Annotated in this window: 7 protein-coding genes, 1 tRNA gene and 4 pseudogenes; 5 read left to right on the plus strand and 7 right to left on the minus strand. The window is 66.0% G+C overall.

All coding sequences use genetic code 11. From position 1 onward, the window contains the following. Window positions 1-675 (plus strand): winged helix-turn-helix transcriptional regulator, encoded by a 675-nt coding sequence (locus G6N24_RS04655; RefSeq protein WP_085161967.1) that lies wholly within the window; start codon window positions 1-3, stop codon window positions 673-675. 159 nt (window positions 676-834) lie between these two features. Here the strand turns inward: G6N24_RS04655 and G6N24_RS25690 are convergent. Continuing rightward, a pseudogene (locus tag G6N24_RS25690) lies at window positions 835-906 on the minus strand (hypothetical protein); the annotation flags it as partial. Between the two features lie 311 nt (window positions 907-1,217). Between G6N24_RS25690 and G6N24_RS04665 the strand changes: the two are divergent. Further along, entirely contained in the window at window positions 1,218-3,857 is a 2,640-nt protein-coding gene (locus tag G6N24_RS04665) for a cellulose binding domain-containing protein (RefSeq protein ID WP_085161968.1), read from the plus strand. Window positions 3,858-4,004: 147 nt separating this feature from the next. Further along, window positions 4,005-4,241: pseudogene (locus tag G6N24_RS26045) on the plus strand (IS1634 family transposase); the annotation flags it as partial. A gap of 307 nt (window positions 4,242-4,548) precedes the next feature. Here G6N24_RS26045 and G6N24_RS23970 read toward each other — a convergent pair. The 6 genes and pseudogenes from G6N24_RS23970 to G6N24_RS04695 form a co-directional block, all read right to left on the minus strand. Continuing rightward, a pseudogene (locus G6N24_RS23970) lies at window positions 4,549-7,525 on the minus strand (PE domain-containing protein). 780 nt (window positions 7,526-8,305) lie between these two features. Further along, window positions 8,306-8,722 (minus strand): PIN domain nuclease, encoded by a 417-nt coding sequence (locus G6N24_RS04680; protein ID WP_085161013.1) that lies wholly within the window; start codon window positions 8,720-8,722, stop codon window positions 8,306-8,308. After that, window positions 8,713-8,940: a type II toxin-antitoxin system VapB family antitoxin gene (gene vapB / locus G6N24_RS26050; protein WP_085161011.1), complete on the minus strand. Its 228-nt coding sequence runs from the start codon at window positions 8,938-8,940 to the stop codon at window positions 8,713-8,715. Before vapB ends, G6N24_RS04680 begins: the two co-directional genes overlap by 10 nt. 171 nt (window positions 8,941-9,111) lie before the next feature. Next, window positions 9,112-9,809, minus strand: a pseudogene (locus tag G6N24_RS04685) (transposase); the annotation flags it as partial. Further along, the gene (locus tag G6N24_RS04690) at window positions 9,706-10,071 is read right to left on the minus strand and encodes a hypothetical protein (protein WP_163745361.1); all 366 of its coding nucleotides are present in this window, start codon (window positions 10,069-10,071) and stop codon (window positions 9,706-9,708) included. The pseudogene G6N24_RS04685 and the gene G6N24_RS04690, both read right to left, overlap by 104 nt. Before the next feature lie 202 nt (window positions 10,072-10,273). After that, window positions 10,274-10,349 (minus strand) — tRNA-Arg (locus G6N24_RS04695). A 114-nt stretch (window positions 10,350-10,463) separates the two neighbouring features. Between G6N24_RS04695 and argS the strand changes: the two genes are divergently transcribed. Together argS and lysA are read left to right on the plus strand one after the other, a co-directional pair. Next, a complete protein-coding gene (gene argS / locus G6N24_RS04700; protein ID WP_085158696.1) occupies window positions 10,464-12,116 on the plus strand; it encodes an arginine--tRNA ligase in 1,653 nt (550 codons plus the stop codon). After that, window positions 12,113-13,531, plus strand: coding sequence for a diaminopimelate decarboxylase (gene lysA, locus G6N24_RS04705; protein WP_085158694.1), 1,419 nt, complete (start codon window positions 12,113-12,115; stop codon window positions 13,529-13,531). The genes argS and lysA overlap by 4 nt, the downstream gene beginning before the upstream one ends. The last annotated feature ends 3 nt before the right edge of the window (window positions 13,532-13,534 follow it).

Consider the following 13,534-nt stretch of genomic DNA (forward strand, 5'->3'; position numbering starts at 1 on the left):
GTGGCGGCTCGGAGGAACTACCAACAGAACTGCCCGATCGCACGTGGGCTCGACGTTCTCGGGGAGCGGTGGACGTTGCTGATCCTGCGCGAGTTGATCGGCGGTGCGCGCCGTTACGCCGACCTGCGCGCGGCGCTGCCCGGGATCGCCACCAACCTGCTGGCCGACCGGTTACGCGAGCTGGAAGACGCCGGGCTCGTCGACCGGACCGAACTGCCGCCGCCGATCGCACGTACCGTGTACACCCTCAGTGCGACGGGCTGGCGCAAGGTTCCGCCCGTCGTCCAGGCGATCGCAACGTTCGGGCTGGACCTGGTTGACCCGGACGAGACCGCGATTACGCCGCTGAACGGCTTCCTCGCCGGCGTCCTGCTGGCGTTTGATTGCAGCACGCGGCTCAGCGCGTCATACCGCGTCAACGTCGACGACCGCCGCTTCGAATTCGCGGTTCACGATGGCGGCCTGACCGCCGCGCAGGGCTCGCCCGACGTGACGGTGACCGCGACCGCCGCCGATCTGATCGCCGCCCGGCTTGCCCCGGCCGCCGCCGAGCGCAAGGCCGCACTGCGGCGGGTGAGGTTCGACGGCGATGCGGTTGCGGTCAAGGAGATGCGTGTGGCGTTTCGGCTTTCGGCCGACCCCGGGCTGGACGCTTGGGCCGTTCGCTCGAACTAGCGAAGACTCGGCCGGTGATCGCGATCCGATGCGGCTGCCGCTCGGCGCGCTGGCGGCGGGCCAGCAGCCAGTCCGGGAAATGGCCGTCCTGCTGCAGCCTGGAATCGCCACGTCGATGGTGCCAGCGTGGGTGTCGGAATCCCGGTGCCGATACCCGTTGCGGCGATTCGTGCGTCTCTCGCTGGCTTCGACGTAGCCGGCCCCGCGCGGCCCGTCGGCCTGGGCGCTCATCAACGCCCGATAAACGTCGATTACAGACCGCGTAGCAAATCGACATTCGCGGTGGCGAGTTGTTCCCCCAGCAGCTTCTCAACCTCGATAGGGGTGGTGACTGGTCATCGCGCTGTTCTCCTTTCGATTGGTTTGGTGACGATTCGAAGGATCGCCCGATGACCACCCTCTATCGGGCTACGACACACCCACTATGCGGTGGTTGACCGTACACCACTTCGCTGGACGTAATTGCCGATCGCGGGGTAGTACGTATGACTTAACCATGTGATCGTTATGAGTTCGTTATATGGCTAGGAATGGGGTTGGGTATGGCGCATCTAATCGCACTTCCGGAGGCGCTGGTAGAGGGCGCGACGCGTGTTTTCAGTATCGGTTCCGCGCTGAATGCGGCCGCCGAAGCCGCGGCGGTACCGACGACGAACATCGCGGCGGCGGCCGCCGACGAGGTGTCGGCGTCGATCGCGGCGTTGTTTGGGACGCACGGTCAGGAATTTCAAGCCCTGAGCGCTCAAGCGGCGGCCTGTAACAACCGGTTTGTACAAGCCCTGGCCTCGAGTGCTGGCCTGTATGAGCTCGCCGAGGCGGTGAACGTGTCGCCACTGAAGAGCATCGTGCAGCAGGCGTTCGGGCTGTTCGGCACCGATCGCACCGGTGGTACCGGTAGTACCGGCGCAGCTCACGCAAATCCCAATCAGACGACGAGTACTCCGAGTAACACCGGTCCCACCAGCACAAGCGCGGGCGCGACCACAGCGCCTGCCTCGACAGCCAGTGGGCCGACGCCTGCCTCCAGCGCCGGCGCCGCGGCTGCCGCGGCGGTCAATCCGAATGCCGGAAACACCGTGAATACCGCGGGCAACGGCAGCGCCGCCACCACTGCGGCCACGACAGCGACATCCGAAACATCCCCATCGGGTCTCAGCGCGGCAGCACCCACCGCCATCGCCGGCAACAGCGGCGTTACCGCGGCTTACGCGACGTCGTCGCAGTGGGGCAACGGATTCGTCGCCAACTACACCATCACCAACACCGGCACTACTCCGCTGACCAACTGGCAGCTCCAATTCGACCTGCCCGCAAACGAATCCGTCACCAACATGTGGAACGGACAACTTCAGCAGTCCGGCACGCAGTACACCGTCACCCCCGAGAGCTACAACAGCACGATTGCGCCAGGCCACTCGATCACCGTTGGCTTCCAAGCTGCGCACGACGGGACCTACTCAGCGCCAACACATTTGACGGTCAACGGTCACCCAGTCGGCGGCGACACCGGCGGCACGGATACTGGTACTGGTACTGGTACTGGTACTGGTACTGGTACCGGCACGGGCACGGGCACGGGCACGGGCACCGGTACGGGCACGGGCACCGGTACTGGTACTGGAACCGGCGGTGATGGCACGGGCACGGGCACGGGCACGGGCACCGGCACCGGCACAGGTACGGGCACGGGCACGGGCACCGGCACCGGCACCGGCGACAATGGGCTGACAGCGACTTACACCGCGACGTCGCACTGGGATAACGGCTTCATTGCCAACTACACGATCACCAATACGGGTACCACTCCGGTGAACAACTGGCAGCTCCAATTCGATTTGCCTGCAAACGAATCCATCACGAGTGCGTGGAGTGGACAGATGGCCCAGTCAGGCACGCACTACACCATCACCCCTGAATCTTGGACGCAAACGATTGCACCCGGCAGCTCGGTTACCGTTGGCTTCCAAGGCTTGCAGACCGGCTCCTACTCGGCACCGACTAATGTGCTGCTGAACGGCCACTCGGTCGGTTCCGGAACCGGCACTGGTACTGGCACTGGAACCGGCACTGGCGCCGGAACTGGCACTGGCGGTACCGGAACTGGCACCGGCACTGGCGGTACCGGGACTGGCGGTAGCGGGACTGGCGGCACCGGAACTGGCGGCACCGGAACTGGCACTGGCGCTGGCACCGGGACTGGCGGCACCGCCACCGGCGGAACCGGGCAGTACTCGCCCTATGTCGACATAACACTGTGGCCCGGGCCCAACGGATACGACTTTGCGACCGCTGCCCAGAACGGGGTCAAGCACGTCACGCTCGCCTTCATCAACGCCGACCCAACTGGTCACGCGGCCTGGGGCGGCTATCAGGCGTACGACGTCACCGGCGGCTCCGAGAGCTCGTACATCAATAACCAGATCACCAACATGAAGAACGCCGGCATCGACGGGACGATCTCCTTCGGTGGCGCGTTTGGCACGGATCTCTCGGCCGTTAACGGTCAGACTCCCGCGGCGCTGGCGCAGCAGTACAAGACGATCGTGGACACTTACCACATCTACAACCTCGACTTTGACGTCGAAGGCGCGTTGCAAGGCAACACTCAAGCGATGAACATTCAGTCGAAGGCGATCGCCTTACTCCAGCAGCAGGAGGCGGCCAATGGCACGCCCGTGACCGTCTCGTACACCCTCCCGGTGCTGCCAAGCGGCCTGGTCGAGGGGCAGGGCGGAGGATTGAACGTGCTAAAGATCGCTACGGCCAATGGCGTGGACATCTCACGCGTGAACATCATGGCCATGGACTATGGCAATGGTTTCGATCAGCCCGGAAACCCGGGCATGGGACAGTATGCGATCGATGCCGCGACGAATACCCACAATCAGTTGATGACACTGTACCCGTCGATGTCCAGCCAGGATGCGTGGTCGATGGTCGGGGTGACGCCCCTGATCGGGATCAACGACGACCCCCTCGAGGTCTTCACTCTGGCCAACGCCCAACAGCTGACCACTTTCGCCCAGCAGCACGGTATCGGTGAGCTGTCCATGTGGGAGCTGCCCCGCGATCAGACAGGTACGTTGGGCGCAGTAGATGCGGTCGACGGTAGCGGGATACAACAAACCCCGTTTGCGTTCTCGAAGATCTTCGAGCAGATTGAAAGCGGACCCTTAACCTGACGGCGACCCGGTGCGCGCCGGAACCTGCCGTCACAATTCGCACCGATCTGTGTCCTGACTTGTAAACCCGTTGTTGCACAGTCGTTTTCGTATGCCTGATCGCTTGCCCGAAGTTGAGACGGCGCATCGTGGGCGAATGGGGTTGCCCTCGACCCCGCCGCGGTCGTCGAAAGCTACAAGAACCTCGGCAACATCGAATGCGACTTTCGCATCATCAAGACCGACGACCTCGGCCTGCGACTCATTCACCACCGCCTCAACGAGCGCGCCAAAGCCCACGTGCTGATCTGCATGCTCGCCTGCTACCTGGTCTGGCACCTCCGCAAGGCCTGGGTGCCAATGACATTCACCGACGAACACCGCACCCAACGGGACAAACCCGTCGGGTTGACGGTGTGGACATGTTGGCTACGAAGAATCCGGCGATCGCCGTGGCCAACGCATTGACCAGATCAGCGCGAGCAGCAGCGTTGCGCGGACACTGGGCTGGGGACCGACGTCCTGCATAAATGCTCATGGTCGCCGAATCCGACGAAGCGGCGAACGAGCCGGGATCGATCACCCACCAAATCCCTATCCCAGTGCTCAACAGTGCGATCAGCGCCGTCACCGTGGTCGTATACCGACGCGCCGCGGTTGGCGTGGGAGTCGTGATGGCCGTCGATGGCAATGGTCGACGACCACGTCGCAACTAGCCGCCGATTGCCTTCGCGAGCTGTGTCGGCGCGTAGTTCAGCAGTGCAGGAATGATGCCACCGGCAGGCGTGCCGCCGAGCGTCAGGTTAAGTGTCCCGATAGGCGGTGGTGCCGCTATCGTCGCCGTTAAGGGCCGCAGCGGCGAGATAATGCCTCCGACTGGAATGTTGACGGTCACCGGAATTCCCGCCGTCGTCGACGGAGGTAGCGCTAACGGGATATTGCCCTCGCCATTGAGAAAGCCGTTGGCGATGTTGGCGGGAGCACCGACCAGGGCGCTCGCTGCCGCCGGCAGGTCTCCGGCCTCCACGGCAGTGATGAACGCTGTCGTGCTTTGTCCCAACGCCATCGCCGTGGTGACCGGCGAACCCAGAGCGTCAAGGGTGATCGCCAGCGGCAATCCAATGGTCATTACCCCGCCGGGAGGATCAAGCGTGATCGTGAAGGCGAGGTTTGTGCTCGTGAGCGTCGTGATCACATTGGTGAAGTTTTGCGCCGTGAGTCCGGGGATGCTCAGGATGGGGAACAGGTCTCCCACGGGACCGAGCAGCAGAATGTTCGACAAGTCACTCGCGTCAACACCACTGACGAAGACCTTGACCACCGCCCCCAACACGTCGCTCACCGCGGCGCTGACGTTGCCCGCCGCCAGGGCTTCGAGAGCCGATTGCAGGCTCGGCGGAATACCGGCCAGCCCGATAGCGAAGTCCCTGGTGGCATCGGTGAACGCCGTCAGGGTCAGCTGACCGTAGCCGAACTGGTTGGTGAGGAATTGCTGCAGGAATGGCGCCGGGTCAGCAAGCCAGGTAGTGCCGATGCTCTGCAGGTTGGCGACCGTGTTGGTGATCAGGTCTTCATAGGGCCCGACGATGGGAAGGCTGGCACTCAGGCTGGGGAGGGCGACCGCTGCCGCGCCAGGTGGACCGACTGTGCCGCCTTTGCCAAACAACAGCCCGCCGGTACCGCCGCTACCGCCGTTGCCGTTGGTCCCGACCGTGGGGCCGGCGCCGCCGGCGCCGCCTGCGCCACCGTTTCCGCCGTCACCGATCAAGGTGGCGTTGCCTCCGGTACCGCCGTTGGTCCCGGCCCCGCCTTTACCGCTTAAGGTGGCGCTGGTGGCGCCGCCGCCCCCACCGGCCGCCGTTCCCGCCGTTGCCGTACAGCAGTCCGGCGTTGCCGCCGTTTCCGGCAGCACCGCCCACGCCGCCGTCGCCGGTGAGCGTTACAGTTGACGCCCCGCCGGTACCCCCGGCCCCACCGTGGCCACCGTTACCAATTAATTGGCCGCTGCCGCCGTTTCCGCCGGCTCCGCCGGTACCGGCGGGGTGGTCAGCGCTCTTTCCGCCGATGCCACCGGCCCCACCGTCCCCGCCGTTGCCGTACAGGGCCCCGCCAGCACCACCGTGTCCACCGGCACCGCCCACACCGGCGTTACCGGCGGCGATGGACAGGGTGCTGTCCCCACCAGTACCGCCCGCCCCGCCGGCCCCACCGTGGCCGATGAAGAAGGCATTGCTGCCGTTTCCGCCGGCACCGCCGGCACCGGAGTTGCCTGCGCCCGTAGCGGCCCCACCGTTGCCCCCGGCCCCGCCGGACCCACCGTTGCCGTACCACAGCCCGGAGGCACCACCCCGCCCGCCCGCACCGCCGGCACCGCCGGCATTGGCGAGGGTGTCGGCGGCGCCACCAGCACCACCGGCCCCACCAGCGCCACCGTTACCGAACAGGCTGGCGTCTCCGCCGGCACCCCCACTGCCGCCGGCGCCCGCGCTGACCCCAGGAAACGAAGTATCCCCACCCGTGCCGCCGGCCCCACCGGCACCGCCGCCGCCGAACAGCAGCCCGGCGTTGCCGCCCCGGCCGCCGTCGCCGGCGTTCATGCCGACGGAGGTAACTGTCGTGCCGGCATGGCCGGCACCGCCGGCACCGCCGAAACCCCAGAGGCCGACACTGCCACCGGCCCCGCCGGCCGAGCCGGCGCCGATGACGTTGACGCCACCGGCACCGCCGGCACCACCGTTCCCGATAAGGGTATTTCCGCCGGCTCCACCGGCCGTGCTAGCGAGAGGGTCCGAAATCGCGGCCACGCCGGCGTCACCGCCGTTCCCGCCATTGCCGAACAGGGCATTTCCGCCGGCGCCGCCAGCCTTCGTGGCGCTGGAACCACCGGCACCTCCGTTGCCGAACAACCCGCCGTCCGCGCCGGCCAGCCCGGACCCGGCCCCCGCATTGCCACCGTTGCCGACCACCAGTCCGGCGTGGCCGGCGGTGCCGCCGGAAGCCCCGCTTCCGCCGTTGCCGCCGTTGCCGAAGAGTACAGCGTTGCCACCGGCCCCTCCGGCGGCGGCGGTAGTACCCCCATTGCCTCCGGCCCCGCCGTTCCCATACAGCAGTCCGCCGGCTCCGCCGGCACCGCCAGCGCCGCCTGCCCCTCCCGCACCTCCAGCACCACCGGCACCTCCGTTGCCGATCAACCCGGCCGCCCCACCGCTACCGCCGGCCCCGCCGTCGGGTCCGCCGGCCCCGCCGTTTCCGCCATTGCCGTACAAAATTCCACCGGGCTGGCCGTTTCCGCCGGGATTTGATCCGGTACCCGCCGCTCCGTCGGCGCCGTTGCCGATGAGCGGGCGTCCCAACAGCGACTGGGCGGGCGCATTCACCGCGTCGAGCAGGGCCTGCATCGGCGCCGCGTTGGCGGCCTCGGCAGCGGCATAGGCCGCCGCGCCGCCATTCAACACGTTCACAAACTCGGCATGAAATGCTACCGCCTCGGCGTTCAGCGCTTGGAATTGCTGACCGTAAGCGCCGAACAGTCGCGAGATCGCCGCCGAAACCTCATCCGCGGCCGCGGCCGCCAGCCCAGTCGTGGGGATTGCTGCGGCGGCAGCGGCTTCGCTCAGGCCCGAGCGAATACCGGCCAGATCGCCGGCCGCCGCCGTCAGCAAGTCCGGCTCCGCGAGTAAGAACGACATGGCCATCTCCCCTTCGACTCGCTGCGGGCTGCGCAGGTACTTGACGCGCGTCAAGGAAAAATGAGCTTAATCGCGTCGCATGCCATGTGGGGGGGAAATGAGCGTTTTCTCGGGTGAAAGCTCGATCCCCATCCTCGGCGCCCGCCAGCCGTGCCTTTGCTGGCCATGGCCAGTACCGAGCCCTGTCGGCGCGCAACCCAGCGCTTGTGCGAAACGTTTTGTGGTACGACCTAATTCGAGGTGCAGTAACTGGCGTGCCAACGCGCGACACCAGATCAAGCGACCCGTTTCGGGCGTTTTCGCTGCTCAGATGGTGCCCCTTCGTGAAGCGCTTTCCAAACAAAACACTCCATTTGTCAAGCTCATGCGGTAGAGCGGGTGATGTGTTCGACGATGTCAAACCCGTATTAATGCAGGTCAAAGGGGTAGATCCGGCGCGTTACCGCATGAACCAGAAGCCCAGCCCCGCTCACCGCGCCAAGCTGGCGGAAGAGTGCCGGTTCGGCGCGTCCGCGCTAGTTCCGCTTGCAGGTACAAGATGCATCGCCACACGGTCGCGGCACACCTGGAGCGGGAGGGCGTGGCCGTCCGCGGTCAGCTGAAGATGACGCCGGAACTAGTCGAACGAGCAAAACGGCTCTGCGCCAACAGTCACTCAACTGCGGAAGTCGGCAAGCAGCTTGGTGTCGGGGCAAGCACGGTCGCCTTGGCGGTGTTCCTCAACGAATTGACAACGACTGGTCTGCGTGAGGACTTGGAGTACCCCCGAGGACATTTGCGTTACGTGGCGAGGCGCAGGCGCTCGATCGGTTGCCCCGTGATCTGTGCTATGAGTTCAAAGTCTTTGTCCACGGCCAGGACTGTGAGGCCGGATACCTCGGCGGCGGCCGCGACCAATAGGTCAGGGATCGATGGTCCACGATGCTGGCCGCGATCGGCCAGCAGTAGCTGCACCTCGACCGCGCGATTTTCGACTGCCGGGCTTAGGTATTCGACCGGCATGAGGGCAAGCGGAGGTGAGACGGATTCGGTGCGTGCTTGCGCCGCGGTGCGAAACGAGTACCCAATTTCGAGTCGGGTCACGGTGCTGATTCGCACCATGCCGCGGTCAATACGGTCGATCCATACCTGTGCATCGGGGGACTCTGCCAGGCGGGCGTATGCAGACTTGTCGATGAGCCACGTGGTTACCGCCACGCAGCCTCCATTAGCTGCGGGTTGTTGAGATCCTTGACGGCTTCAGCGGCGCGGCGCAGATCTTCGATCGTGAGGTGGGCTGGCGTTGCGGAGGGCGATCGATCGGCTTCGAGTCTGCGGCGTAGATACTCGTTGCGCGAAAGCCCACGAGCCGCGGCGTCGGCGTCGATACGAGCAACTGCGGCCTCTGACAAACCCCTGATCAATACATCTGGCATGTGCGCCACCTCCTGATATCAATGCTATCACTGGTTGGTGCCTGCACTGAGACACCTTTCGCCATCACGAAACTCAGCGCGAATAGCGCTCTGAGAGCTGCACGCCGGCGACGCACGGCGGGAGAATCGTGCACAACCGTATGGTTCTAGACATCCGACGGTGGTAAGTCGTCAAGCCGCGGCCGCGGTGCGGTGCGCCCAGGCGGTGTTTTCGTCGTAGGTTTTGTGGTGGGTCAGGCAGCCGTGCAGGATGCCCACGAGACGGTTGCCCAGGGCGCGGAGCGCTTGATGGTGGGTGTTCCCGGCCGCGCGGCGCTGGTCGTAGTACGCGCGGGCGCCGGGGCTGGTGGATGGGGCGCAAAACGCCCATCGGTCGATGGCGTCATACAGACGGCGGTTTCGCAACGTGGCGTGCCAGTACCGCGCGTTTGTTGCCTGAGGCAATGGTCAACGGTGAAGTGCCGGCGTAGTTTCTGCTAGACGTGGCGTCGGTGTACCGGTTCGGGTCGTCCCCGAACTCACCGAGCACCCGGGCGCCGAGGATGACACCGAGTCCTGGCAGGGAGAGGTAGATGTCGGCGTCCGGGTGTGTCTCAAAATGCTGTGCCAGGGTGGCCTCGAGGTCACTGATCTGGCGGTTGAGTTCGGCGATGATGGCCACGGTGGTACGGGTGGTGGCCGCCAACGCGGCACTGACGGGGGCCGGAGCGGTCAGTTGATCAGGTGCGCAGCGTGGCGTGGATCTCTGTGGCGCGGTCGGCTACGTTACGTTGGCGCCCACCACGTTTGAGCGCTGATTGAATCGCCGCCAAAGACATCCGCGCTGCCTGCTCGGGGCTTGGTGCGCGGTCGAGCACCCCCAACGCATCGCCGTGGGCCCCAGCTGCCGACCCAGGTGGCGCCGGGCGGCGCCGGCAGGTCGGCGTAGGCGGTGTCGACGAGGCGGGCCTCGACTTCTTGGCGGGCGTAGTCCAGCAGCACCCGCGGCGGCACACCGTCGTGTTCGCGAATGTCACCCTTCACGACGGTGGCCAGCCGGGTGCACACGTTCAGGGCGGCGACGGTGCGGGCGTCCAGCTCTATGGCGCGGGTGCGGCGGGCGCCGTCCAAGTGTTGCTTGGCGGCTGCCACGGCTTGCCGGGCGGCGGCGAGATGATCGTGGGCTTCGCGGAGCCGGATCAGCGGCGCGCACGGGCAGCGGCTCTCGTCGCCGTTGGTTGTCGGCGTGGGCGCAGAAACGGGGTGTGAGGGTCATGGTTGGGCTCCAATTCATTCGGAGCCACGCCAGCTTGTTGCGCAGATATTGCGCGGGTTTGCATCTGCGCTGGTCAGATGGTGCCCCCGGCAGGATTCGAACCTGCGACCTTCTGCTCCGGAGGCAGACGCTCTATCCCCTGAGCTACGGGGGCGCATTGTCACCATGCTGCGCCATCGGGCCCGCCTAGAGTAGCGCATCGAGGTCGCGGCCTGACCACGGCAATGGATTCGAGGCGGGAGTACCTCAGCCCATAGGATGGACGTTCGTGACCCCCGCCGACCTGGCTGAGCTGCTCAAAACCACCGCTGCCGCGGTGCTGGCCGCGCATGGCCTCGACGCGTCCGCGCTCCCGCAGACGGTCACGGTGGAACGCCCGCGCAACCCCGAACACGGCGATTACGCGAGCAACCTGGCGCTCCAGCTCGCCAAGCAGGTCGGCACCAACCCGCGAGAGCTTGCCGGATGGCTCGCCGAGGCACTCACGAACGCCGACGGCATCGCGGAAGCGGAGATGGCCGGACCGGGCTTTATCAACATGCGTCTTGAGGCGTCGGCACAGGCCAAGGTCGTCGACAACGTCATCGACGCCGGCGACACCTACGGTCACTCGCAGCTACTGGCCACCCACAAAGTCAACCTGGAGTTCGTCTCGGCCAACCCGACCGGACCGATCCACATCGGCGGCACCCGCTGGGCCGCTGTCGGCGACGCGCTGGGCCGGCTCCTATCAACGCAGGGCGCCGACGTGGTGCGCGAATACTATTTCAACGACCACGGCGCCCAGATCGACCGGTTCGCCACCTCCCTGATCGCAGCGGCCAAGGGCGAGCCCACCCCGGTCGACGGCTATGCGGGCACCTATGTCACCGACATCGCCGCGCAGATCCTCCGCAAGGCGCCCGGCGCGCTGAACCTGCCCGATGCCGAGATGCGCGAGACCTTCCGCGAAATCGGCGTCGACCTGATGTTCGCCCACATCAAAGAGTCGCTGCATCAGTTTGGCACCGACTTCGACGTCTACACCCACGAAGACTCGATGCACAGCAGCGGCCGCGTCGACCAGGCCATCGCGCGCCTCCGCGAGTCCGGCAACATCTACGAGAAAGATGGCGCAACCTGGTTGCGCACCAGCGCTTTTGGCGACGACAAGGACCGCGTCGTGATCAAGAGCGACGGCAAGCCCGCCTATATCGCCGGTGATCTTGCCTATTACCTGGACAAGCGGCAACGCGGTTTCGACCTGTGTATTTACATGCTCGGCGCCGACCACCACGGATACATCGCCCGGCTTAAGGCCGCGGCCGCCGCGTTCGGCGACGACCCGGACACCGTCGAGGTGCTCATCGGGCAGATGGTCAACCTGGTCCGCGACGGCCAGCCGCTCCGAATGAGCAAGCGCGCGGGCACCGTGATCACCCTCGACGACCTGGTCGAGGCGATCGGGGTCGACGCCGCGCGCTACAGCCTGATCCGCTCCTCGGTGGACACCCCGATCGACATCGACCTAGCGCTGTGGTCGTCGGCGTCGAACGAAAACCCAGTCTATTACGTGCAATACGCGCATGCCCGGCTCTCGGCGTTGGCGCGCAATGCCGCCGAGCTCGGCCTGATCCCCGACACCGCAAACTTGCGGCTGCTCACCCACGACAAAGAGGGCGCGCTGCTGCGCACCATCGGCGAGTTCCCACGGGTGCTCGAAACGGCGGCGTCGCTGCGCGAACCACACCGGGTCTGCCGTTACCTGGAAGACCTCGCCGGCGATTACCACCGCTTCTACGACTCGTGCCGCGTCTTGCCGCAGGGCGACGAGGAGCCCACCGAACTAAACACCGCGCGCCTGGCACTGTGCCAGGCCACCCGCCAGGTGATCGCCAACGGGCTGGCGATACTCGGCGTCAGCGCACCGGAGCGAATGTGAACGTCCATCCCGCCTGCCCGTGGCACGCCGAAGAGACCCGTCACGTCGAAAGCCCGCCGCGGCCACAGTCGGCCGAAGACCTGCTGCGGCTGGCGCCGAATGTCTGGCCGCGCAACACCACTCGCGACGAGACCGGAGTGGCCCGCATAGCCGGGATCAAGCTGACCGATCTTGCCCAGGAGTACGGAACTCCGCTGTTCGTCGTCGACGAGGACGACTTTCGCTCTCGGTGCAAAGAGACCGCCGCGGCATTCGGCGGCGGGGCCAATGTGCACTATGCTGCCAAGGCCTTCCTGTGCAGCGAAATTGCGCGGTGGATCAACGAAGAAGGCCTCTCGCTCGACGTGTCCACCGGCGGCGAGCTTGCCGTCGCGCTGCACGCAAACTTTCCGCCGGAGCGAATTATCTTTCACGGCAACAACAAGTCGGTAGCGGAACTGACCGCCGCGGTCAAAGCCGGCGTCGGCCAGATCGTCTTGGACTCGATGATCGAAATCGAGCGGCTCGACGCCATCGCGGGGGAGGCGGGCGTCGTGCAGGATGTCCTGGTGCGCCTCACCGTCGGCGTCGAGGCGCACACCCACGAATTCATCTCCACCGCACACGAAGACCAGAAGTTCGGGCTCTCGCTGGCCAGCGGTGCGGCGATGGCGGCAGTGCAGAGGATATTCGCCACCGATCACCTGCGACTGGTCGGGCTGCACAGCCACATCGGGTCGCAGATCTTCGATGTCGACGGCTTCGAACTCGCCGCACACCGGGTTATCGGTCTGCTGCACAAGATCGTCGAAGAGTTCGGCGTCGAAAAGACGGCGCAGATCGCAACCGTCGATCTCGGTGGCGGCCTAGGTATCTCGTATCTGCCACCCGACGACCCGCCGCCGATAGCCGAGCTGGCGGCCATGCTGAGCGCCATCGTGAGCAACGAGTCAGCGGCCGTGGGCCTGCCGGCGCCCAGGCTGGTGGTCGAGCCCGGGCGCGCCATCGCCGGACCGGGCACCGTCACCCTGTACGAAGTCGGCACCGTCAAGGACGTCGACGTGAGCGCCACCGCCAACCGACGCTACATCAGCGTCGACGGCGGCATGAGCGACAACATCCGTACGGCGCTCTATGATGCGCAATACGACGTCCGGCTGGTCTCGCGAGTCAGCGATGCCCCTGCCATGCAGGCTCGTATCGTCGGAAAGCACTGCGAAAGCGGCGATATCGTGGTGCGCGACGCGTGGGTGCCCGACGACCTGGAGCCCGGCGACCTGGTGGCGGTGGCCGCTACCGGCGCCTACTGCTATTCGCTGTCGAGCCGTTACAACATGATCGGCCGCCCCGCCGTGGTCGCGGTAAGAGCGGGCCAGGCCCGCCTGATCCTGCGCCGGGAGACGGTCGACGACCTGCTGAGTCTGGAAGTGAGGTGACCG

This window comes from Mycobacterium lacus (genome assembly GCF_010731535.1).
GTDB classification, from domain to species: domain Bacteria; phylum Actinomycetota; class Actinomycetes; order Mycobacteriales; family Mycobacteriaceae; genus Mycobacterium; species Mycobacterium lacus.

What these genes read in the sequence shown, in the direction of transcription:
- G6N24_RS04665 (WP_085161968.1), top strand. Translation starts at nt 1,218, where the DNA reads ATGGCGCATCTAATCGCACTTCCGGAGGCGCTGGTAGAGGGCGCGACG.
- vapB (WP_085161011.1), bottom strand. Translation starts at nt 8,940, where the DNA reads ATGCCAGATGTATTGATCAGGGGTTTGTCAGAGGCCGCAGTTGCTCGT.